Source organism: Butyrivibrio sp. MB2005 (genome assembly GCF_000424285.1).
Taxonomy (GTDB): Bacteria; Bacillota; Clostridia; order Lachnospirales; family Lachnospiraceae; genus Butyrivibrio.
In genome coordinates, this window is record NZ_AUJP01000035.1 from 1 (window position 1) to 22,725 (window position 22,725).

Here is a 22,725-nt window from a genome sequence, read left to right on the forward strand (position 1 = left end):
ACTCAAACTTCCCACTTGTAAAAGTGGATTAGTCCCTTGAAAACTCAATAAAGATGCCATGTCAAATATACATCAGGCAGTCAGAGCCTCTTGCATGGGGCTAAGGGCGCTCTGCATATAATCGGGAAGCCCGCCGAGGAATGCATTGATGAACTCAGTCATCTTGGCTTCAGTAGGCTGGAACACAACTGATATAGCCTCAAACAGTGCAGTAAATATGATCTGCATGGAATCATCGAAAGTGATGTCAGCAATCTCATCAACCATGAAGAAGAATATCTCACCGAGACTACGCTGGTCATCAGAATATCTCCGGTTAATCGCAAGTATCATGTATCTTGTGAAAACAACAGCTATGTGACCACACATTGCATCAAATGAAAGACCACGATATTCCTTCACAAGATGAAGATAACTCTTGCATGTCTTGAAGAAGACCTCTATGGCCCATCTTTTTCCATATTGAGCAATGATCTCTTCTTCAGAAAGGCTCATGTCAGTGCAAATTATAGCAAGCCAGTCCTTCCTGTTGGATCGATTCCTTACATAAACAATCTTTGCCTCTATGGGGTTAAGACCACGTACCTTATCTTCTTTTCCAAGCATCACATCTACAGAAAGAAGATATTTGGAGCGGCCGCGACGTTTTCTGTTGCGTGAGTAGATCTGCTTTACATTAAGCTTTTCTTCCCCAACAAGATAATTGATTTTGGAACTCTTCTTAATCATGGCAATGGTATCAAGGCCCATCTTCTTGATTCGCTGTATGTTAACCGGTTCCGAGAACCAACTGTCGAACAGAACATACTTGGCACTATGACCTGCTTTTACAGCATTTTCAAGAAGCTGCATAACAACATCTGTAGATTTAGTTTGAGACTGCTCGCGTCTGCGATAAGCCAATGTTCTGTGGTCAAAGTCTTTTGCTGAGTTGAAACGGTTCTTTTCATTTGTTGAACTAAGCAGGCAGAAGTCAATCGGAAGGAAAGTTGCTCCATCTGACCAACCAAGTGTCAGGAGCCTGAAGCCTTTTTTATAACCTTTGCCACAGTGATCAAAAACTCGTGATAAAAGCTCAACATTCTTAGAACGAGACCTGTCAAACAGGCTGTCATCAATAACAAAAGCATCACGACGCTCCTTGCTGGTAAGATCTCTGAGCATGTTGTTGATTATGTCAGCAGAGAGCTCAATTGTGTACTTCTGCCAGTTGGCCTTTGGATTGTCAAGAAAGCGATATACTGCGTTCTTGGAAAATGCCTCAGTGAACTTCCCCTGATGCATTTGCATATACATGCTCTTGTTCATAAAAACAAGCTTAAGCAGATATGTAAAGATGACACTTATTGCAACGCCTCTGGCTTTGCCTGCGCCACATCTGTAAAGGTGTTTCACAACCTCAAACTTAGAGATGAAGGAATCCACTGACCGATTTAGATCATTGTTCTGAATCATTTCATCGGAATAGTCAGTTTTCAGGTTATGTGATACAATAGACATGGCGCACCTCGCTTATTTGCTAGTATTTTTGTTTCTCGTCAATTCAATTATACCGCAAATACTGGGCTTGCGCCTTTTTAGATGGCATTTTTATTGAGTTTTCAAGGTTCAACTGTCAATTCCCAAGTGGGAAGTTTGAGTATTTTAGAAATCCCTTGGATTTTCTACTTTAATAATTTTATTTCCTAGGAGGTAGCTTTTATGGGAAGAATATTTTTGATAGTATTAGACAGCTTTGGCGTAGGCGAAGAGCCTGATGCTGCTGAATATGGCGATTTTGACGTAAATACATTAAGGTCATGTGCCACAAGTAAGTATTTTTCTATGCCCAACATGGGAGCCATGGGTCTTTTTAATATAGATGGTGTTGATTGTGTTCCCGGTGTGGAGAACCCTACTGCGGCTTATGGTAAGTGCCAGGAGGCCAGCAAGGATAAGGATACAACAACAGGACATTGGGAGATAGCAGGAATAGTTTCTGAAAAGCCCATGCCGAAATTCCCTGATGGTTTCCCGCAGGAATTTTTGGATGCATTTTCAAAGAGAGTTGGCAGAGGACTTATTTGTAATAAGCCTTATTCCGGAACTCAGGTTATAAATGACTACGGTGATGAGCATGTTAAGACAGGCGATCTTATCGTTTATACATCTGCTGATTCTGTTTTCCAGATTGCAGCCCATGAAGAGGTTGTGCCTTTGGAGACCCTTTATGAGTACTGCCATATTGCAAGAGAGATGCTTACAGGAGACCTTGGGGTAGGACGTGTAATTGCAAGACCCTTTGTAGGAACAAGCGGAAATTATACCAGAACACCTCACAGACACGATTATTCTCTTGAACCACCCAAGACCACAATGCTTGATCAGCTTAAGGCAGCAGGCAAAGAAGTTCTTGGTGTTGGTAAGATCAGAGATATCTTCGAGGGCAAAGGTCTTACAGAATATGTATTTTCTGAGAGCAATGCAGATGGCATAGAGAAGACACTTGCTTATATGGACAGAGATTTTGATGGACTTTGCTTTGTAAACCTGGTTGATTTTGATATGCTCTACGGACACAGAAGAGATATTGACGGATATGCCAAGGCTCTTAATTACTTTGACAGTAAGCTTCCCGAGATGGTGGCAAAGCTTAATGATGACGACATTATCATGATGACTGCTGACCATGGATGCGACCCTGCGTATCTTAAGACCACAGACCACACAAGAGAGTACATTCCATTCATTATGTACGGTAAAAATGTTACTCCCCGTAATCTTGGAACCAGAAGCACTTTTGCAGATATTGCTGCTACAGTACTTGATTACTTTGATATTAAGCCTGAGTTCGAAGGCACATCCATGCTAGGATAATGTAATTCTAAAAAGAATATTATAAATTGATAAAAAGCAATTTTTTTGCCATTTGTTGTAATAAAATATATGTATACATTAATTTTACACACTCGATACTTAGGAGGTGCAGCAGATGGGCAAAAACGAAGGCACAGGATTTCAGGTTAACATGACTGCAGTATTGTTGACAGTAACTGTTCCGCTTATTATTGCTTTGATAGTAAGCATTATTGTCGGCAGTACTCAGATGAAGAGCATCGAAGAAACTGATGAAGAAGTATACTATGAAATGCTCTATTCCATTAGTACTGATCTGATAAATGCAGATAGGGATCTGTATCAGGCCATGTTGGCAGGAACACAGTTACTGGCATACAGAGAGTATATTACTCCTGAGCAGCTTGCCGGATATAAGGCTGATTATGAAAGCAATGCAAAACAGGCTTTAGACGGAGTTAATAAAGCTGCTGAACTGGCAAAAAGAGATGAATATCTGTTCACCACCATGAGAGATGATGACGGGGATAGTTATTCAGATATGAGTAATGGCTTTGCTGCGCAATACAATAAGTGGCTGTCTACATATGATTTTAATAGCATAGAAGGCGATATTGAGCAGTTTACAATTGAGTTTGAGGCTACAAGAGATTATATTTCTAACATGTCGGATATCGTGGAAGTATGGGCAAGCCAAAAAAAAGAACAAAATGCAGCTGAGATTTCAAGAAGAGTAGTGATCAATTTTGTAGTATTCGGTGTTGTAAGCGCACTGCTGCTGGTACTTACGATTATTTTGATCAGGTACATAATCAGAAGTATCAAGGCAATTTCTGATGATGTGGACAGAATCGCTACAGGTGATTTTGTGACAAAGATCAAACCTCATAGTGTAATTTCTGATTTTAACAATATTGGGGACTCTCTTGAGAAAATGAGACATGACCTAAGAAATGCTCTTGTGAGAGTTATAGACCATGCCGGATCAGTTAACGATAAGGCTGAGCATGCAAAAACCAATATCAGCAGTTCACAGAAGACCACCAACGATATAAGTGCTGCTGTAAATGATCTTGCAACAGGTGCTACAGCTATGGCAGAGGATGTCCAGAGTACATCCAGCATTACGATAAATATCGGATCGTCTGTAGATAATGTTCTTGAATCAGCGAACGCAAATATGAAGCGCGGCAGACAGGTTTATGAAGAGTCTTCCAAGGTTAAAGGTCAGCTTGAGCAGATTAAAGAGCAGGATCAGAAAAATGATGAGATGGCAACGCAGGTCGCAGATTCCGTTAATGAGACTGCAAGTGTTGTTGCACAGATATCAACTGCTGCTGAGTCCATTATTTCCATAGCAAGCCAGACTAACCTTCTTGCACTTAATGCTTCAATTGAGGCTGCAAGGGCCGGTGAAGCAGGTAAGGGATTTGCTGTTGTTGCAGACAATATTAAAGACCTTGCAGGCAATACCAATAAGCTGGCAGGTGAGATTACCAACATGCTTTCAACCATTACTGATTATTCCGAGAATAATAAGCAGCTTACAGAGAGCATAAAGGAAGCTATTACCAATGAGACCGTGGCTCTTGAAGCGATGAGTGAATCCTTCGAACAGATGCTGTCACTGCTAAGAGAGACAGAGGAAGGCAATAAGCAGATAGTTGAGCTTGTCGAGATCATGAACAGGGATAAGGAAGAAATTCTTAATTCTGTTGAGTCCTTGTCCAGCATATCCGAGGAGAATGCAGCTTCGACACAGGAGACAAGCGCATCACTTATGCAGCTTGATACTGCTATGGAGAATGTTGTTGAGCAGGCTGTTGATCTTCAGAAGATTGCTGAAGAGCTCACAGGTAATGTGAAGTACTTCAAGGTTGAGCTTCCGCAAGAGGAATCCACAAAATAATTCTTAAAATGCAAAGATTTCCGTGCATTTAGCAACATTGACTTATTGCGCACCTTTCCTTAAAATAGGTAAGGTGCGTTTTCTGTGTTTTCATCAGGCGATTAGTTTTTTAGCTGATGAATCCATATAATTATGTTGTATTTTTAGAAAGGTTTACAATGAGCAACAATCAGATAATAGATGAAATAAATAAGAGAAGAACCTTTGCTATTATTTCTCACCCCGATGCAGGTAAGACTACACTTACAGAGAAGTTCCTTCTTTACGGTGGAGCCATCAATCTTGCAGGTTCTGTTAAGGGTAAGGCTACTGCGAGACATGCGGTTTCGGACTGGATGGAAATTGAGAAACAGCGTGGTATCTCTGTTACATCTTCAGTTCTTCAGTTTAATTTTGAGGACTGCTGCATCAATATCCTTGATACTCCCGGACACCAGGATTTCTCAGAGGATACATACAGAACACTTATGGCTGCAGATTCTGCCGTCATGGTTATCGATGCAAGTAAGGGTGTTGAGCCTCAGACCAAGAAGCTTTTCAAGGTCTGCACGATGAGACATATTCCGATTTTTACATTTATCAATAAGCTGGACAGAGATGCAATGGATACCTACGAGCTTCTCGATGATATCGAGGATCATCTTGGTATAGCAACATGCCCCATGAATCTGCCTATAGGTTCCGGTAAGAACTTCAAGGGAATCTATGACAGAAAGGAAAAGCATATTGTAACCTTCCAGGATACCATGAAGGGAACCAAGGAAGGTACTGAGACTATCATTCCTATGGATGACAGAGATCAGCTTATCTCCACTATAGGCGAGGAAGCCCTTGAGAATCTTGAAGGTGAGATAGAGCTTATGGACGGAGCAGGAGCTGAGTTCGATCTTGATGAGGTAAGAGCAGGTAATCTTACACCTGTATTTTTTGGATCTGCTCTTCAGAATTTCGGCGTAGAGCTTTTCCTTCATAACTTCCTTCAGATGGCTACTCCTCCCAGTGGAAGAGCATCTTCAGATGGCGAAGTTGTTGATCCTAAGGATCATGATTTTACAGCATTTGTATTTAAGATTCAGGCCAACATGAACAAGGCTCACAGAGACAGAGTAGCATTCATGCGTATTTGCTCAGGTCGTTATGATGCTGATAAGGAAGTTAAGCACGTTCAGTCGGGCAAGGTGTTCAGACTTTCACAGCCTCAGCAGCTTATGGCTGATGAGCGTAAGATCTTAAGTGAGGCTTATGCGGGAGATATCATGGGCGTATTTGATCCCGGTATCTTTTCAATAGGAGATACTGTGTGCATGCCTAAGGATTCCGTAGTATACGAGGGAATTCCCACATTCGCACCTGAGCATTTTGCAAGAGTCAGACAGGTCGATACCATGAAGAGAAAGCAGTTCGTTAAGGGTATCGAGCAGATAGCACAGGAAGGTGCTATTCAGATCTTCCAGGAGTTCAACATGGGAATGGAAGAGATTATCGTAGGCGTAGTAGGTGTACTTCAGTTTGATGTACTTAAATTCAGACTTCAAAACGAGTATAATGTAGAGATAATACTTGAGACACTTCCTTACGAATACATCAGATGGGTTGAGAATGATGATATCGATCTCAATGCACTTGTCGGAACCTCTGACATGAAGAAGATCAAGGATATGAATGGCAAGCCGCTTCTCATCTTTGTGAATGAGTGGAGTCCTCAGATGGTTATAGACAGAAATAAGGGACTGATACTCAGAGAGTTTAACGAGAACGTAGGCTAATAGTTTTTGCACACATGATTGTCATATACAGGGGGAATATGGACAAGAGCAGATGTGTTATTAAGAACTTAATAAGAAAAGCATCCGCTTTTTTGGCACTTATTCTGATGATGACAACGCTTACAGGCTGCGGAGATGCTATTATCAAGTATCTGCAGGATAATAGCCTTGTCGAACCGGATAAGTACAAGGATAAAAAGGATGAGCAGGCACAGGAGGCTCAGGCTGAGACTGAGTCTTTCTCTGATGCAATGGAAGAAGCTTCTGACACTCAGGCTTCTGAGGATTCCCAGCAGACGACATCACCTGACTTAGAGACAGATTCACAGCAGACCGGTTCAGAAAATGAAGAAGCCGGTGATGAATCGCAGAATTCAGAAGCTGCTTCAGAAGGATCAACCCTTGATATAGATAAGGTAAATCAGTCTATTGATGATCTTATTTCAAGGCTTGAAGAGGAGACAGGCAGGACCAACAGATCCGAGAAGATAGAGGAGCCTGCAGAGGGCAAAGGACAGGATGCCACCACTTATTACAGTGATACCTATCAGAATGCCCAGAGAGCATCTCTTGGAATTCTGGATTCGGACATTGATAATCTGAAGGCATCTCAGGCCGGTAATTACGCTTTTGAGCATCTTACCGATGAAGGTCAGACTCTTTACTGCGAGCTGCTTGCGATAATGCAGCACTGCGCTCAGGATGTGGTTATTTCCACTTTGGATGAAGAGACTCTTGATGTGGTCTGCAATTTTGTATTGGCAGATCATCCCGAGATTTTCTACATGGATGGATATACCTTTACAAGGTACACCATAGGCGGAACTCTTAAGAAGCTTTCTTTTACAGGCAATTATATCTACAGTGCCGAAGAGATAGCGCAAAGGCAGGCCAAAATCGACGAGTATTCAAATAAATGTCTTGCCGGTGCTCCGGCGGGCGGTGATGACTACTCCAAGGTCAAATATGTTTATGACTATCTGATCACTAATACAGAGTATGACAGCAGTGCGCCTGATAATCAGAATATCTGCTCTGTTTTCATAAACGGGCGATCTGTATGTCAGGGCTATGCCAAGGCTACTCAGTATCTTTTGAATAAGCTTTCTGTTCCGGCAACTCTGGTTACAGGAAAGGTTAACGGCGTGTGGCATGCCTGGAACCTCATATATGCCGACGGAGAGTATACATACGTGGATACTACCTGGGGAGATTCTTCTTACCAGAAGATTGAATCCGGTGACAACTCCCAGAAGATGCCGCTGATAAATTATACATATCTATGTTGTACGACTCAGGATATCAAGAAGACTCATGTGATTTCAGAGACACTTCCCATGCCTGAATGTACATCCATGAAGAATAATTATTACGTCCGCGAGGGAGAGTATTTTACTGAATGCGACATGAATGCTGTTGGAGAGCTTTTTTCCAGAAGATATGCCGACGGCAGCAATAATGTTACTATAAAATGCAGTACAGCACCTGTATATAGCGATATAAAGAGCAATCTTTTTGATGGGCAGCAGGTGTTCGGATTTATGGATGGATCCAATAATACGGTGTCTTATACCACCTTTGACGATCAGTACATTTTGATTATTTGGCTATACTAAATAAGCATTTTCCTGTATAATTATAAGGGTTTATGCTATCCATTTATGAAAGGAATTTACTTTTATGGAAAAGGAATTACAGACAACACAGGGTAAGAAAAAAATCGGTTCAGTTAAGCTTGCAGATGATGTAGTTGCTAAGATCGCTACTCTTGCAGCACTGGAGATTGACGGCGTCAGCGCAATGGCAGGCGGCATTACCAACGAGAATATAGAGAAGTACAGCTCCAAGAACGTACTTAAGAGCTCAAAGGTATTTTTGGGCGAGGGCAAGGTAAGAGTTGATCTTTCAATTCTTATGCGTTACAGCTACAACATTCCTGCTACAAGTAAGCAGGTTCAGGATCGCGTTAAGACTTCCATCCAGAATATGACAGGACTTGATGTGACAGATGTTAACGTTCGCATTGCCGGAATCACTATTCCCGAATAAAAAATAATGAGGATATTATGAACAGATCAGAACTTAGAGAACAAGTATTTAAACTTCTTTTCCGTGTTGAGTTCAACACACCGGAGGAGATGGAAGAGCAGGTAGCACTTTTTATTGAGAACAGCGATGTTGATATAAATGAGAAGGATGCTGCTTTTATAAAGAATCGTTTTGAGCAGGTTGTTGAGAAGCTTTCTGAGATCGACGGACTCATCAATAACGAGACCACAGGCTGGAACACAGAGAGAATAGGTAAGGTTGAGCTTGCTATTCTGCGTCTTGCAGTTTTTGAGATCAAGTTTGATGAGCAGATCCCTACAGGAGTAGCTATCAATGAAGCTGTAGAGCTGGCTAAGAAGTTTGGTCAGGATGGAGCTTCATCATTCATTAACGGAGTACTTGCAAAATTTGCGTAACGTATATTCAGTCACTCAGGTTAATACATTCATCAAGAATATGTTTCAGCAGGAACCGCTACTGAACCTTTTGACCATCAAAGGAGAGGTTAGTAACTGCAAATATCACTCCTCCGGTCACATCTATTTCACGCTAAAGGATGCGTCCGGAGCGATTTCATGTGTGATGTTTGCCGGAAACAGAGCTATGGGCCTCAAATTTCAGATGAAGGACGGCCAGCAGGTTCTTGTTACAGGAACAGTTGATGTATATCCCAGAGATGGCAAATATCAGGTCTATGCGAAAAAAATAGAGCCGGACGGAGAGGGAGCATTATTCGAGAAATTCGAGAGGCTTAAGGCCGAGCTTGAAGAGCGGGGAATGTTCGATAAATGCTACAAGCGTCCGATTCCCAAATACATAAAGACTTTAGGTGTGGTAACTGCGCAGACAGGGGCAGCAGTCAAGGATATTATCAATGTGTCTACAAGACGTAATCCCTATGTGCAGATTATTTTATATCCGGCAATAGTTCAGGGTGACGGAGCAGCTGAGAGTGTTGCTGCAGGTATAGAAGCACTGGAACGTATGAATGTGGATGTCATCATCGTAGGACGAGGCGGCGGATCTATTGAGGATCTGTGGGCATTCAATGAAGAAGTGGTGGCTAATGCGATTTTCAATTGCAATATTCCCATCATTTCTGCTGTTGGACATGAGACCGATACTACCATATCTGATTTCGTGGCGGATATGAGAGCACCTACACCTTCCGCAGCTGCGGAGCTTGCGGTATATGACGTAAGCCTTCTGATCCAGGATATCAGCGACTATCAGAATATCTTAAGTCGCAGGATGATGGACAAATTAAATCTGTTAAGCCAGAAGGAAGCTAATGACAGAAGGCTCCTTCAGCATCTTTCACCTGTAGCGAGAATTCGCGATCAGAGGATGAGGGCAGCTCAGAGCAGCGACAGGTTAGAGAGACTTATGCTTGAGCGCATCCGTGATAAGAAGCATCTTTTGGATGTGGATGTGGAGAGGCTTAAAGCGCTTAGTCCACTGGATAAATTAAAATCAGGCTTTTCATATATAGCGGACGAGAACGGACAGAATATCAAGAAGATATCCCAGGTAAAGGCCGGAGATAAGCTTGATATTTATGTGAGCGACGGACTTATCAGAGCAACAGCGGATGCTACGGAGAAGAGAGATAATGGCTAAGAAAATCGAAGAAAAAGATTTATCAATAGAAGATGCTTTTGAACAGGTCAATGAGAAAATTAAGGCGCTGGAGAACAGCGACGTTTCTCTTGAGGATTCCTTCAAGCTTTTTCAGGAAGGAATGGACCTTCTTAAGTACTGTAACGAATCGATAGATAAGGTCGAGAAGAAAGTTCAAAAAATTATCGGAGATGGACAGACGGAGGACTTTGAGTAATGACTGTTTTTGAGGAGCGTCTTAATGAGAAGGCTGCTGAAGCAGAGGAAATCATTCAGAAGTTTTTACCTAAGGAAGAGGGCTATCAGAAGCTTGTTATAGAAGCTATGAACTACAGTGTTCTTGCAGGTGGCAAAAGGATCAGACCGGTTCTTATGCTGGAGACTTTCAGGGCTTTTGGCGGAGAGAACAGGGAAGTCGTAGAGCCTTTTATGGCAGCCATAGAAATGATTCACACATATTCACTGGTACATGATGATCTGCCTGCTATGGATAACGATGAATACAGACGTGGCAGGAAGACAACACACGTTGTCTACGGCCCCGGAATGGCTACCCTGGCAGGGGACGGTCTTCTGAATTTTGCATTTGAGACTGCGCTTTTAGCTTTTAAGAGCGGCACTGTGCTTCCGACCTTTGATGGCGATATTGCAGACCGCAGAGTGAAGGCCCTTCAGATTCTTGCACAGAAGGCCGGAATCTATGGAATGGTAGGCGGTCAGTGCGCTGATATCTGCGCAGAGGGTAAGGCTGAAGCTACAGAGGAAGAGCTTATTTTTATCCATGAGAACAAGACAGCAGCTATGCTTGAGAGCAGTATGATGATAGGTGCTCTTCTTGCAGGTGCATCTGATGCACAGCTTTCTGAGATTGAGCAGGCAGCAAGGAAAATCGGCGTTGCTTTCCAGATTCAGGATGACGTGCTTGATGTTACAGGCGATGAAGCTGAGCTTGGAAAACCCATCGGTTCCGATGAGAAGAATGAGAAGACCACTTATGTGACATTACATGGTCTTGAAGATTCCAAAAAGGAAGTAAAGCGTCTGTCGGATGATGCTGCAGATATTCTTTCAAAATCCGAAAAAAGTGAGGAATTCCTTATACCGCTTGTATTATGGATGATCTCACGTAACAAGTAAGGAGCAGATATCATGTTGCTTAACAAAATAAAAAAAGCAAATGACATAAAGAATATTCCAGATAATCGTTTAGATGAGCTTGCTCTGGAGATCAGAGAATTTTTGATAGATAAGATCAGTCATACAGGTGGACACCTGGCATCCAATCTGGGTGCTGTGGAGCTTACCATGGCACTTCATTTAGAGCTTAATCTTCCGGAGGATAAAATAATCTGGGATGTGGGACATCAGTCTTATACCCACAAGGTTCTGACAGGACGTAAGGAAGGCTTTGATACACTGAGAAAGTTCGGTGGTCTTAGCGGATTCCCCAAGAGAGCAGAGTCAGATTGCGACTGCTTTGATACAGGCCACAGTTCTACAAGTATTTCTGCGGGACTTGGAATGGTAAGAGCAAGGCAGCTTTCCGGTGAAAAATACACTGTTGTATCTGTAATAGGTGACGGTTCACTTACCGGCGGACTTGCTTATGAAGCGCTTAATAACGCTGCTAAGCTTGATACCAACTACATTATTATTCTTAATGATAATGAGATGTCCATATCAGAGAATGTAGGCGGAATGGCCAGATACCTGAATGTGGTACGTACCAATGAAGGTTATCTTAACCTGCGTGATGATATTTATAATTCACTTAAGAATTCTAGTCCCAAGATGGTAGATGGAATCAGACGTGCAAAGAACAGCTTTAAGCAGCTCTTTGTACCGGGAATGGTTTTTGAGAATCTTGGAATAACATATCTTGGACCTATCGACGGACATAATATCACACAGCTTCGCGCAGCAATTCGTGAAGCCAAGAAGGTCCGCAAGGCTGTTCTTATTCATGTGGTTACCAAAAAGGGTAAGGGCTTTGGACCTGCAGAAAAACACCCTGCAAGGTTCCATGGAACAGAGCCTTTCCTTCCACAGAACGGAATCCCCAGAAAGCCCAGGACTACTGCCAACTATCAGGATATTTTCAGCACTGTTATGTGCAAGATAGGTGAACGTGAGCCCAAGGCAGTTGCCATAACTGCGGCTATGGCTGACGGAACAGGACTTAAGAGATTCAGAAATATGTATCCCGACAGATTTTTTGATGCGGGTATAGCAGAGGAGCATGCAGTAACCTTTGCTGCCGGACTTGCTGTTGGAGGATATCATCCAATTTTTGCAGTATACAGTTCCTTCCTTCAGAGGGCCTACGATCAGGTCATGATGGATGTGTGTCTGCAGAATCTCCCTGTTACCTTTGCGATAGACAGGGCAGGACTTGTAGGAAGTGATGGCGAGACCCATCAGGGCGTTTTTGATCTCTCGTATCTGTCCACAATGCCTAATATGCATGTAATGGCACCCAAGAATAAATGGGAGCTTTCGGATATGATGAAGTTTGCCATAAGATTTGACGGACCGACAGCCATCAGATATCCAAGAGGTACTGCATACGATGGACTTAAGGATTTCAGAGAACCTATTGAGATGGGCAAAGCAGAGCCTATCTATGAAGAGAGCGATATTTTACTTCTTCCTGTAGGAAGCATGGTGAAGGTTGCAGAGGGTGTAAGAGATATCCTTAAAGAAAACGGATATAACTGCTCGCTTACCAATGCGAGATTTGTAAAGCCCTTTGATGAGGAATACGTTAGAGAAGCTTCAGGCAACCATAAGCTTATAGTTACGATGGAAGAGAATGTTGAGACAGGCGGCTTTGGCGATCAGGTGAGAGCCTTTGTTGCTAAGGAAAAGCTCCCTGCATATACGATGTGTATTGCAGTTCCCGATCGTTTCGTAACTCATGGTTCCTGCGATGAGCTTTTTGCACAGATCGGAATTGATGCTGATTCCGTAGCTGAGAAGATAATGGAGTACATGAAAAATAATGCCTAAAGAAAGACTGGATGTGATCCTGGTTTCAAGAGGCCTTGCAGCTTCCCGTGAGAAGGCAAAAGCTGTCATTATGGCAGGTGATGTTTTTGTAAACGGCCAGCGTGAGGATAAACCCGGAACTGCATTTGATGAATCAAAAATTACATCTATAGATGTTAAGAGTAAGGAATTGGCCTACGTCAGCAGAGGTGGCCTTAAGCTTGAGAAAGCCATGAAGAGTTTTGATCTTAAGCTGGACGGATTTGTCTGTATGGATATAGGCGCATCCACAGGCGGTTTCACAGACTGTATGCTTCAAAACGGAGCATCTAAGGTTTATTCAGTGGATGTGGGGCATGGTCAGCTGGCATGGAAGCTCAGATCAGACGAGCGAGTTGTCTGCATGGAGAAAACCAATTTCAGATATCTTGTTCGTGATGATATAGATGATGATCTTGATTTTGCTTCTGTGGATGTTTCATTTATATCGCTTACCAAAATTCTGATTCCTGCAAGAAAGCTTCTTAAGGATGGTGGCGAAATGGTTTGTCTCATTAAACCACAGTTTGAAGCGGGCAAGGATAAGGTTGGTAAGAAGGGCGTTGTAAGAGAACCCGAGATACACAGAGAAGTTATTGAGAGAGTAATTGATTTTGCGGATATCATTGGTTTCAAGATTTTGAATCTTGATTTTTCACCGGTTAGGGGACCGGAGGGAAATATTGAATATCTGCTTTATATCAGGAAGGATGCTGACAGAAATGATGAAGTGGCTGAGATAAATGAGGGGACAGGACTTCATTTACTTTCTGATACAGAGGCTGCAGGTAATGGCTATTCCAAAGAAGCTGAAATGGAAAAGCTAATAAGGGAGACAGTGGAAAAAGCACACGGGGAGCTGTGAGCATGAAGCATTTTTTCATAATTACCAATACGAGTAAGGATCCTGCATTAGTAGAGACTAACAGGATAAAAGATTATCTTGAAGAGCACGGCGCGGAGGTGACTCTTGCCGAGCAGGTTATGGTATCTTCCGATGACGAGAAAAAACCAAGGTTTACGTCGAATGTGCCTGATGATGCAGAGGTCTGCGTGGTTCTTGGCGGTGACGGCACTATGCTGCAGGCAGCGGCCAATGTCATCGACAAAGGCATACCTTTGATCGGAGTTAATCTTGGAACGATTGGGTATCTTGCAGAAGTCGATATAGACGATGCAAGAAATGCTATGGATAAGCTTCTTGCAGATGATTTTGAGATAGAGAAGCGTATGATGCTAAAGGGCGTTTTGCAACAGGGTGAAGATGCCGGTAAAGTGAACCATGCGCTTAATGATATTGTCATAGCCAGATGTTCGTCTATTCAGGTCTTGAATTTCAATATTTTCGTAAATGATATGCCGCTAACCCAGTATCAGGCGGATGGCATAATTCTGTCCTCCCCGACAGGTTCAACGGGATATAATATGTCTGCCGGTGGCCCCATCGTGGATCCCAGTGCACAGATTCTTTTGCTGACACCAATATGTTCCCATACCATAGGAGCCAGGACCATAGTTTTGTCAGAGCACGACAAGGTTACGGTTGAAATAGGCGAGGGACGCGGAGGCGCTGATCAGATAGTAGAAGCGACTCTTGATGGCAGCAACAGGAAAATAATGAAAAGCGGTGACAGGATAGATATCTGTACATCGGATAAAGTAACCAAGATAGTAAAGCTCAGCAGTGAGAGTTTTCTCAACACACTAAGGAAAAAATTGGTATGAAAAAGAAAAGACACGAAAAGCTTATTGAAATGATTCAGAACAACGTTATCGAGACTCAGGAGCAGATGGCTGATATGCTTCGTGCTGAGGGGTTTGACGTAACGCAGGCCACAGTTTCAAGGGATATAAGAGAGCTGCGCCTTACCAAGAGGTCAACACCTGACGGAAAGCATAAGTATGTAATTATTCAGGACGTTGCCGGCATGAATGACAAGTACACTGATGTACTGAAGGCCGGATTTTTAAGCATGGACAGTGCCCAGAACATTCTGGTTATAAGAACTGTCTCAGGAATGGCTATGGCAGTTGCGGCTGCACTTGATGCCATGGAATTTGAAGAAGTAGTTGGATGTATAGCTGGTGATGACACCATTATGGCAGCGATTCGTACAAATGATGATGTTCAGATAGTGATGAACAGATTGAACGACTTGCTAAGCCCATTTTCCCAAGCCCGGAGAAGCAGGGGAAAGGATTAACTTATGTTATACAGTTTACACGTAAAAAATCTTGCACTTATAAATGAGCAGGAGATTGAATTCAGGAAGGGTCTCAACATAATGAGTGGTGAGACCGGAGCAGGTAAGTCTGTGATCATCGGCAGCGTGAATCTTGCGCTGGGTGGAAAAGCGGACAGTAACATGATAAGAACGGGAGCAGACTATGCTCTTATTGAGCTGACCTTTGGAATAGATGATGAGGTACAGCTTCAGAGACTTAAAGAGCTGGATATTCCTGTGGAAGAGGATGGAACTCTTATCCTTCAAAGAAAGATCATGGAGGGAAGAAGTGTCTGCAAGGCAGGCGGTGAGACCGTAAGTGCAAGGCAGCTTAGAGAGCTTTCAGATATCCTTATCAATATCCACGGACAGAATGACAACCAGGTTCTTTTAAGTAAAAAGAAGCATTTGCAGATTCTCGATGAGTATGCAGGTGAAAAGCTCTCCGCATTAAAAGAAAAATGTGCTGCAGCTTACAGAGACTGGAAGAATGTTCAGAAGGAGCTAGATGAGACCAATCTCGATGAGAGGGAGAGGTCAAGAGAGCAGGATCTTGCAAGCTTTGAATTCAATGAGATTGAAAGTGCTAATCTAAAGCCCGGTGAGGACGAGACTTTAGAGAATGACTATCGCAGGATGGTGAATTCTCAGAAAATCGCTGAGGCAGCAGGTGTTGCTGCGGAGATGACGGGAGCAGGAGACAGTGATGACAGCGCCAGCTACCAGATAGGAAGAGCAGTAAGAGAGCTTTCATCAGTTAGTAGCTATGATAAGGCAGTTGATGATCTGTTGGCGCAGCTTCTTGATATCGATAATCTTTTATCGGATTTTAGACACAACCTTTCATCCTACATAAGCGACCTTGAGTTTAATGCAGAAGCTTTTGCAGAGACAGAGGAAAGGCTTAATACTGTAAATCATCTTAAGGATAAATACGGCGGATCAATTGAGGCCGTTCTTAAATACCGCGATGAAAAGGAAGAAGAGTTAAGAAAACTCGAAGATCTCGGTGCATATCGAGAGAAGCTTCTTGCAGATGAAAAGAAGCTCCATGAAGAAGTTCTTGGATTATGTGCGGATATTTCCGCAGTAAGAAAAGAGAATGCGCTTAAGCTTTCACAGCTCCTAAGGAAGGCATTGGAGGACCTTAATTTTATAGATGTGAGGTTCGAGATAGCTGTGGATTCTTCTGATGAGCGTATTTCAGCAGAGGGTTATGATGATGTGGAATTCATGATATCAACTAACCCCGGTGAAGCCCTCAGACCGCTTAGTAACGTAGCCAGTGGCGGTGAGCTTTCCAGAATCATGTTGGCCCTTAAGACAGTAGTATCTGAGAAAAATGAGATAGATACTCTTATTTTTGATGAGATAGATGCCGGAATCAGCGGACACACTGCATGGAAGGTATCAGAGAAGCTGGGCAGGTTATCACTTGACCATCAGATTATCTGTATCACACATCTTCCGCAGATTGCAGCTATGGCTGACTCTCATTTTGAGATCAGAAAAGAACTGGCAGATGAGAACGGACAGGAGAGAACTGTCACCAAGATAACCGAACTCTCAGATGATGAGAGAGTATCAGAGCTTGCAAGAATGCTTGGCGGCGCTGAGATTACAGATACTGCTCTTGAAAATGCAAGAGATATGATTAAACAGGCAGGTAACGTTAAGGAGACGAAATGACACTTGACTATGATGACCTTTTAAACAGCATAATGAGTAGTCTTGATCGTATTAAACAGGTCGATGTAAAGGATATTCCCAACATCGATCTGTATATGGATCAGCTTCTTACTTTTATGGATGACAGTCTCCACAAATCTGTGAGACGTCCCGGTGCAGATAAGATTCTCACCAAGACCATGATCAATAACTATGCTAAGAATGATCTTTTGCCGCCTCCTGTGAAAAAGAAGTATTCCAAGGATCACATAATCATTCTGATTTTTATTTATTATTACAAGAGCATTTTGTCCATAAATGACATTCATACGCTGCTTAAGCCTATGAGAGACCGCTTTGGCGATACCGATAAGGAAGTGAATCTGAAGGATATTTATCAGATGATCTACGATGAGCAGGATGATATAATCGATAATCTTAAAAAGGATATTGAGAAAAAATACAAGGTTGCAATTGATGATACTTTTCCGGATGCTCCTGAGGATGAAAGAGCAGAGCTTCAGCTTCTGAATTTCATCTCTATGCTTTCCTACGATGTTTTCATGAAAAAGCTTCTCATCGAGACTATGCTTGATCATGTGGAGAGTGTATGCATGAACAAGACAGATACCAAAGGTGGGAAAGAGAGCAGGAAAAAGAAGAAATAGAGGAATTACGTTTTAGATGAGTATATACGATACACTTAACAGTGAACAGAAAAAAGCAGTTCTGCAGACGGACGGACCGGTCCTCATCCTGGCAGGTGCGGGATCAGGTAAAACCAGGGTTCTTACGCACAGAATTGCTTATTTAATTGATGAATGCGGAGTTAATCCCTGGAACATTCTCGCCATTACCTTCACCAATAAGGCAGCAGGGGAGATGAGAGACAGAGTAGACAATATCGTAGGCTTTGGCTCTGAGAGTATATGGGTTTCAACTTTTCATTCAACCTGTGTAAGAATACTTAGACGTCACGCAGACAAGCTGGGTTATCAGAACAATTTTACAATCTATGATACCGATGACTCCAAGTCTGTTATGAAGGATATCTGTAAGAGATATCAGCTTGAAACTATGCAGCTTAAGCTGAGGGCTATTCAGACGGCTATTTCCCATGCAAAGGATAACTGCATTGATGCAAATGAATACGCCCTTGCATCCGGTGATGATTTTAGAAAAATGAAGATAGCCAAGGCATATATAGAGTATGAGAATACCCTTAAGAAAAACAATGCCATGGATTTTGATGATCTTCTTCTCAACACGGTTAAGCTTTTTAAGAATGAGCCTGAGGTACTTGAATACTATCAGGAAAGATTCCGTTACATCATGGTGGATGAGTATCAGGATACCAACAACGTGCAGTTCGAGTTCATAAGACTTCTTGCTGACAGGTATAAGAACCTTTGCGTTGTGGGTGATGATGATCAGAGTATCTACAGATTCAGGGGGGCAAATATCAGGAATATCCTTGATTTCGAGAAGGTTTATCCTGATGCCTGCGTTATTAAGCTCGAGCAGAACTACAGGTCAACACAGAGTATTCTGGATGCAGCAAATAATGTTATCAGGAACAATTACGGACGTAAGGAAAAAGCTCTCTGGACCGACGAAGGAAAAGGCGAGCTTGTAAGATTAAAGCAGGTAAATACTGCGCCTGAAGAAGCTGATTTTGTGGCCTCCGAGGTTTCAAAGCTTAAGAAATCAGGTAAGGCAGATTATAAAGATATTGCGGTATTGTACAGAACAAACGCGCAGTCAAGACTTTTGGAAGAGCGTTTTGTCTATGAGGGAATCCCATACGACCTTGTGGGCGGCGTGAATTTCTACGGAAGACGAGAGATTAAGGATATGCTTGCATACCTTAAGACTATAGATTCAGGTGCTGATGATCTCTCTGCAAGGCGAATAATCAATGTGCCAAAGAGGGGCATCGGAGCAACAAGTATTGCCCATGTTCAGGATTATGCGGATAAGATAAACATCAGCTTTTTACGTGCCTGCGATGAGGCGGAGCTTATTCCGGGACTAAGTAAGACAGCTGTAGCCAAGTGCAAGGCTTTTGCAGAGATGATAAGAGTTTTCAGAGCTTTTGCAAAAGAGGCAAGACTTGATCAGCTTTTGCAGCATGTGATCCAGGAGATAAATTACGTTGACTATCTTCGTTCAATAGATGAGGATGAGTCCACAGAGGAAAACGACCGCGAGAGAAACGTGGACGAACTTATTTCCAAGATGGCTGCATATGAAGATAAAGAGGATGAGCCTACACTTACAGGATTCCTTGAAGAGGTGGCACTGGTTGCAGATATCGATAACGTATCTGATGAGGATGACAAGGTTCTCCTCATGACCCTTCACAGTGCTAAGGGTCTGGAGTTTGATAATGTATATCTCACCGGCATGGAGGAGAATGTATTTCCAAGCTACATGACACTTATGAATGAGGATTCCGATCCCGACGGTGTCGAAGAGGAGAGACGACTTGCTTACGTTGGTATTACCAGAGCCAAGAAGCATCTTACTCTTACCTGTGCAAAGAGCAGAATGAACAAGGGACAGGTTCAGTACAATCGTATCAGCAGATTTGTCACTGAGATTCCAAGAGAGCTTTTGGATGATATAAGTAATTCCGGAGTTAATCAGTATCTTTATGATGGCGGCGAATCAATTGATGACGATGATGATATCGATGTTACAACAGGTACTCTTTTCAAAAAGAAGATGAACTTCTCAAGCGGGACAGGATATAATACCTCATCACCGCTTCAAAGAAGTGCATATTCAGGAACCACGGCTGCTACCGGGAAGCCAACTGCAAGAGCAGCAGCTAAGCCGGCGCTCAAGAGAGCAGTTCCAAAGGATAAGCCGTTTATCGCGGGAGCCGCAACATCACACAGTAATGCCCTTAGCGGCAAGGGCGGACTTGCATCACTCAGCAAGGGAATGCCTGCGGGAACAGAGCCTGATTATGGTGTTGGCGACAGAGTAGAGCACATCAAATTTGGCAAGGGTGTTGTTAAGGATATCGTGAAAGAGCCAAGGGACTATAAGGTGACAATAGATTTTGACGACTATGGTCAGAAGATAATGTTTGCTGCTTTTGCCAAGCTTAAGAAGCTGTGATTATGAAGGGCGATTATATACGTAAATTAGTTTGTTTATCATGAGCTTTGCAAGAATTAAAAAAGTATTAATACTTTGGTTTTTCGTGGAAACAGCACGGTTTGTCGTGTACAATGAAATAGGAGTGGTTTGGCGTTTTGGAAACGGAAACCATTCAAAAATAAAAAATAATTGAAAGGGGTTTGTTATGGAAAGAAACAAAATTGATGAACTTTTGGAGTTTACCAGAATCAACGAGCTGATGGAGAAGAAAGAGGCAGCTAACGCTAAGAAGCCTTCAAACATCATTCTTTGGTGCCTGGCAGTTTTTGGAGCAATCGCAGCAGTTGCGACCATAGCATACCTGGTATTTGACTATATGATACCGGAATACGACGATGACTATGATTATGACGATGACGACTTTGATGATTTTGATGACGACTTCGTGGATTTGGATCTTGAGAAATGAAACGTAAAGACATCATAACCGGAAAAATATCGCGAGTGGAATTTCCCAACAAGGGAATTCTTGAAACACCTGACGGGAAGATCGTTGTAAAAAACGCACTTCCCGGTCAGCGCGTTTCATGCGTGATAACAAAAGCCAGAAATGGCAGATTTGAAGCCAGACTTTTGGAAGTATTGGAAGAAGCTGGGGACGCCATAGAAAGTCCATGCATCCATTTTGGAAAATGTGGCGGCTGCAGTTATCTTACTATGCCCTATGTAAAGGAGCTGGGACTTAAGGAGCAGCAGGTAAGACGAATTCTCAATCCTATTTTGGAAAAGCAGAAAAAGAGTTACACCTGGGAAGGAATTAAGACCAGTCCCGTTAAATTTGCATATCGCAACAAAATGGAATTTACTTTTGGAGACGAGGAGCTGAACGGCCCCCTCGCTCTTGGCATGCACAAAAGAAACAGCATGTATGATATCGTAAGTGTCACCGGCTGCAGAATTGTGGATGATGACTATAATCACATCTTAAGTGCTACGCTCTCATTTTTCGGAGACATGTACAAAGATGGCAAGATTACTTACTATCACAGAATGAAGCAGGTGGGTTATTTAAGACACCTCCTTGTAAGAAAAGCCGTAAGAACCGGTGAGATTCTTGTAGATATCATCACAACTACTCAGGAAGATCATGATCTTTCTGCATTTAGTGATATGCTTCTCACCCTTGACTTAAAGGGCAGAATAGTTGGAATACTGCATACTGTAAATGATGCAAAGGCTGACGCTGTCATTGACGAAGGCACGTCTATTCTGTATGGGCAGGATTATTTCTACGAAGAGCTTCTTGGTCTTCGCTTCAGAATAACACCCTTCTCATTTTTCCAGACTAATTCTCTTAGTGCCGAAGTACTCTACGGCACAGTAAGAGAATACATTGACGGACTCTATCACAACACAAATGAAGATCCGGGCGATAAGGTAATTTATGACCTCTATTGCGGAACCGGAACCATAGCTCAGATTGTTGCACCTATTGCCAACAAGGTAATCGGTGTTGAAATAGTAGAAGAAGCAGTTAACGCAGCAAAAGAAAACGCTGCAAGAAACAGCCTTCAGGATTGCGAATTCATCGCAGGTGATGTCCTCAAGGTTCTTGACGAGATCGAAACAAGACCTGATCTCATCATCCTTGATCCTCCAAGAGACGGCATCAACGCCAAGGCTCTCGCCAAGATAATCGCCTACGGTGTAGACCACATGATCTATGTCAGCTGCAAACCTACATCTCTTGCCAGAGACCTAGAGCAGCTCGCAGAGGGTGGATATTATGTACAGCGCGCTGTGGCTGTGGACCAGTTCCCCTGGACAAATCATGTTGAAACAGTCGTCTTGCTCACCAAGACAACCGCATAACCATGCAGATTTGAGGCAGTTTTACAAGGGAACAAATCAACAAAAATCGAAGCAAAAATTATGTACTTATGGCGGACAATGAAGCTAAGGGGATATGGAAAAATACATATCTGCGGACGCTTCTGTTGTACGCTGATAAGATAGAATTTGAATATGTACGCCAATATGTAGGAATGAAGTCCGCCGAGAGGTTAGGACGGAAATGGTAGATATTGGCGGACGGATAATGAGCTAAAACCTGTAGGCATTGTCTACAGGTTTTGTTTTACTAAAGCGTAAACTAAAATGGTTTACAAGTTAAATATGCATGCTGAGATTAGTGGGGCTGTGAAAAAATGAGATAATCATTTTTTCCAGCTCCCTTTTTATATCATTTTTTTGTGAGGCATGCTGTTTTTGGCAAAAACAGAGTATAATACCCCTTTCCCCAAGAACTACAAACTTTTTAAACTCAGGCAGCTTCTTGGAGATGCATCTTTTTATTGTGATATTTATATAAGTTATGACCTATTGAAACCAAAAGAACCTCAAGTTTTACGGATTCTATTCCTTTTCGGACTATTCTTTTATACCAACGATCATTTTTTATGATTCCGAAAGTACCTTCCGCTTGAATGGATCTGTTCATTCTAAGGAGTGCTCC

At 42.6% G+C, this 22,725-nt stretch carries 20 protein-coding genes; 18 read left to right on the top strand and 2 right to left on the bottom strand.

Annotated elements, in window-relative coordinates; genetic code table 11:
• Window positions 1-72 precede the first annotated feature (72 nt).
• Window positions 73-1,455, bottom strand: a complete 1,383-nt coding sequence (locus G610_RS0114395) for an IS4 family transposase (protein ID WP_026524857.1) — start codon at window positions 1,453-1,455, stop codon at window positions 73-75.
• A gap of 246 nt (window positions 1,456-1,701) precedes the next feature.
• On the opposite strand from G610_RS0114395, the gene G610_RS0114400 reads away from it, so the two are divergent.
• The 18 genes from G610_RS0114400 to rlmD all read left to right on the top strand — a co-directional run bounded on the left by G610_RS0114400 (window position 1,702) and on the right by rlmD (window position 22,082).
• Window positions 1,702-2,856: a phosphopentomutase gene (locus G610_RS0114400; RefSeq protein WP_026525342.1), complete on the top strand. Its 1,155-nt coding sequence runs from the start codon at window positions 1,702-1,704 to the stop codon at window positions 2,854-2,856.
• 115 nt (window positions 2,857-2,971) lie between these two features.
• Window positions 2,972-4,744, top strand: a complete 1,773-nt coding sequence (locus G610_RS0114405) for a methyl-accepting chemotaxis protein (RefSeq protein WP_026525343.1) — start codon at window positions 2,972-2,974, stop codon at window positions 4,742-4,744.
• Between the two features lie 158 nt (window positions 4,745-4,902).
• A complete protein-coding gene (locus tag G610_RS0114410) occupies window positions 4,903-6,510 on the top strand; it encodes a peptide chain release factor 3 (RefSeq protein ID WP_026525344.1) in 1,608 nt (535 codons plus the stop codon).
• Between the two features lie 38 nt (window positions 6,511-6,548).
• On the top strand, window positions 6,549-8,126 hold the full coding sequence (locus G610_RS22360; RefSeq protein ID WP_026525345.1) for a transglutaminase domain-containing protein: 1,578 nt from the start codon (window positions 6,549-6,551) through the stop codon (window positions 8,124-8,126).
• A 64-nt stretch (window positions 8,127-8,190) separates the two neighbouring features.
• On the top strand, window positions 8,191-8,559 hold the full coding sequence (locus G610_RS0114420; RefSeq protein ID WP_026525346.1) for an Asp23/Gls24 family envelope stress response protein: 369 nt from the start codon (window positions 8,191-8,193) through the stop codon (window positions 8,557-8,559).
• 17 nt (window positions 8,560-8,576) lie between these two features.
• Window positions 8,577-8,975, top strand: coding sequence for a transcription antitermination factor NusB (nusB, locus tag G610_RS0114425; protein ID WP_026525347.1), 399 nt, complete (start codon window positions 8,577-8,579; stop codon window positions 8,973-8,975).
• Complete coding sequence (xseA, locus tag G610_RS21090; protein WP_035797664.1) at window positions 8,968-10,179, top strand: exodeoxyribonuclease VII large subunit; 1,212 nt, start codon at window positions 8,968-8,970, stop codon at window positions 10,177-10,179. The genes nusB and xseA overlap by 8 nt, the downstream gene beginning before the upstream one ends.
• On the top strand, window positions 10,172-10,396 hold the full coding sequence (gene xseB, locus G610_RS0114435; RefSeq protein WP_026525348.1) for an exodeoxyribonuclease VII small subunit: 225 nt from the start codon (window positions 10,172-10,174) through the stop codon (window positions 10,394-10,396). The genes xseA and xseB overlap by 8 nt, the downstream gene beginning before the upstream one ends.
• Window positions 10,396-11,316, top strand: a complete 921-nt coding sequence (locus G610_RS0114440) for a polyprenyl synthetase family protein (protein WP_026525349.1) — start codon at window positions 10,396-10,398, stop codon at window positions 11,314-11,316. The genes xseB and G610_RS0114440 overlap by 1 nt, the downstream gene beginning before the upstream one ends.
• Before the next feature lie 12 nt (window positions 11,317-11,328).
• A complete protein-coding gene (gene dxs, locus G610_RS0114445; protein WP_026525350.1) occupies window positions 11,329-13,188 on the top strand; it encodes a 1-deoxy-D-xylulose-5-phosphate synthase in 1,860 nt (619 codons plus the stop codon).
• The gene (locus G610_RS21095; protein ID WP_026669295.1) at window positions 13,181-14,071 is read left to right on the top strand and encodes a TlyA family RNA methyltransferase; all 891 of its coding nucleotides are present in this window, start codon (window positions 13,181-13,183) and stop codon (window positions 14,069-14,071) included. The genes dxs and G610_RS21095 overlap by 8 nt, the downstream gene beginning before the upstream one ends.
• Before the next feature lie 2 nt (window positions 14,072-14,073).
• Window positions 14,074-14,931, top strand: coding sequence for an NAD(+)/NADH kinase (locus G610_RS0114455; protein WP_026525351.1), 858 nt, complete (start codon window positions 14,074-14,076; stop codon window positions 14,929-14,931).
• A complete protein-coding gene (gene argR, locus G610_RS21100) occupies window positions 14,928-15,410 on the top strand; it encodes an arginine repressor (RefSeq protein ID WP_051198028.1) in 483 nt (160 codons plus the stop codon). Before G610_RS0114455 ends, argR begins: the two co-directional genes overlap by 4 nt.
• 3 nt (window positions 15,411-15,413) lie before the next feature.
• Entirely contained in the window at window positions 15,414-17,120 is a 1,707-nt protein-coding gene (recN, locus tag G610_RS0114465) for a DNA repair protein RecN (protein WP_026525352.1), read from the top strand.
• The gene (locus G610_RS0114470; protein ID WP_026525353.1) at window positions 17,117-17,767 is read left to right on the top strand and encodes a DUF1836 domain-containing protein; all 651 of its coding nucleotides are present in this window, start codon (window positions 17,117-17,119) and stop codon (window positions 17,765-17,767) included. Before recN ends, G610_RS0114470 begins: the two co-directional genes overlap by 4 nt.
• A 16-nt stretch (window positions 17,768-17,783) precedes the next feature.
• Complete coding sequence (locus G610_RS0114475) at window positions 17,784-20,228, top strand: ATP-dependent helicase (protein ID WP_026525354.1); 2,445 nt, start codon at window positions 17,784-17,786, stop codon at window positions 20,226-20,228.
• 187 nt (window positions 20,229-20,415) lie between these two features.
• Window positions 20,416-20,679 carry a hypothetical protein gene (locus tag G610_RS0114480; RefSeq protein ID WP_026525355.1) on the top strand — a complete coding sequence of 88 codons (264 nt, stop codon included), beginning with the start codon at window positions 20,416-20,418 and terminating at the stop codon, window positions 20,677-20,679.
• Entirely contained in the window at window positions 20,676-22,082 is a 1,407-nt protein-coding gene (gene rlmD, locus G610_RS0114485) for a 23S rRNA (uracil(1939)-C(5))-methyltransferase RlmD (RefSeq protein WP_026525356.1), read from the top strand. The genes G610_RS0114480 and rlmD overlap by 4 nt, the downstream gene beginning before the upstream one ends.
• A gap of 451 nt (window positions 22,083-22,533) precedes the next feature.
• On the opposite strand, the gene G610_RS22750 is transcribed toward rlmD, so the two are convergent.
• On the bottom strand, window positions 22,534-22,725 hold a 192-nt coding region (locus tag G610_RS22750; protein ID WP_026525357.1), incomplete at its 5' end, for a transposase.

Coding starts and splice junctions, on each gene's coding strand:
- G610_RS0114395 (WP_026524857.1), bottom strand. CDS start 1,455: ATGATTCAGAACAATGATCTAAATCGGTCAGTGGATTCCTTCATCTCT.
- G610_RS0114400 (WP_026525342.1), top strand. CDS start 1,702: ATGGGAAGAATATTTTTGATAGTATTAGACAGCTTTGGCGTAGGCGAA.
- G610_RS0114405 (WP_026525343.1), top strand. CDS start 2,972: ATGGGCAAAAACGAAGGCACAGGATTTCAGGTTAACATGACTGCAGTA.
- G610_RS0114410 (WP_026525344.1), top strand. CDS start 4,903: ATGAGCAACAATCAGATAATAGATGAAATAAATAAGAGAAGAACCTTT.
- G610_RS22360 (WP_026525345.1), top strand. CDS start 6,549: ATGGACAAGAGCAGATGTGTTATTAAGAACTTAATAAGAAAAGCATCC.
- G610_RS0114420 (WP_026525346.1), top strand. CDS start 8,191: ATGGAAAAGGAATTACAGACAACACAGGGTAAGAAAAAAATCGGTTCA.
- nusB (WP_026525347.1), top strand. CDS start 8,577: ATGAACAGATCAGAACTTAGAGAACAAGTATTTAAACTTCTTTTCCGT.
- xseB (WP_026525348.1), top strand. CDS start 10,172: ATGGCTAAGAAAATCGAAGAAAAAGATTTATCAATAGAAGATGCTTTT.
- G610_RS0114440 (WP_026525349.1), top strand. CDS start 10,396: ATGACTGTTTTTGAGGAGCGTCTTAATGAGAAGGCTGCTGAAGCAGAG.
- dxs (WP_026525350.1), top strand. CDS start 11,329: ATGTTGCTTAACAAAATAAAAAAAGCAAATGACATAAAGAATATTCCA.
- G610_RS21095 (WP_026669295.1), top strand. CDS start 13,181: ATGCCTAAAGAAAGACTGGATGTGATCCTGGTTTCAAGAGGCCTTGCA.
- G610_RS0114455 (WP_026525351.1), top strand. CDS start 14,074: ATGAAGCATTTTTTCATAATTACCAATACGAGTAAGGATCCTGCATTA.
- argR (WP_051198028.1), top strand. CDS start 14,928: ATGAAAAAGAAAAGACACGAAAAGCTTATTGAAATGATTCAGAACAAC.
- recN (WP_026525352.1), top strand. CDS start 15,414: ATGTTATACAGTTTACACGTAAAAAATCTTGCACTTATAAATGAGCAG.
- G610_RS0114470 (WP_026525353.1), top strand. CDS start 17,117: ATGACACTTGACTATGATGACCTTTTAAACAGCATAATGAGTAGTCTT.
- G610_RS0114475 (WP_026525354.1), top strand. CDS start 17,784: ATGAGTATATACGATACACTTAACAGTGAACAGAAAAAAGCAGTTCTG.
- G610_RS0114480 (WP_026525355.1), top strand. CDS start 20,416: ATGGAAAGAAACAAAATTGATGAACTTTTGGAGTTTACCAGAATCAAC.
- rlmD (WP_026525356.1), top strand. CDS start 20,676: ATGAAACGTAAAGACATCATAACCGGAAAAATATCGCGAGTGGAATTT.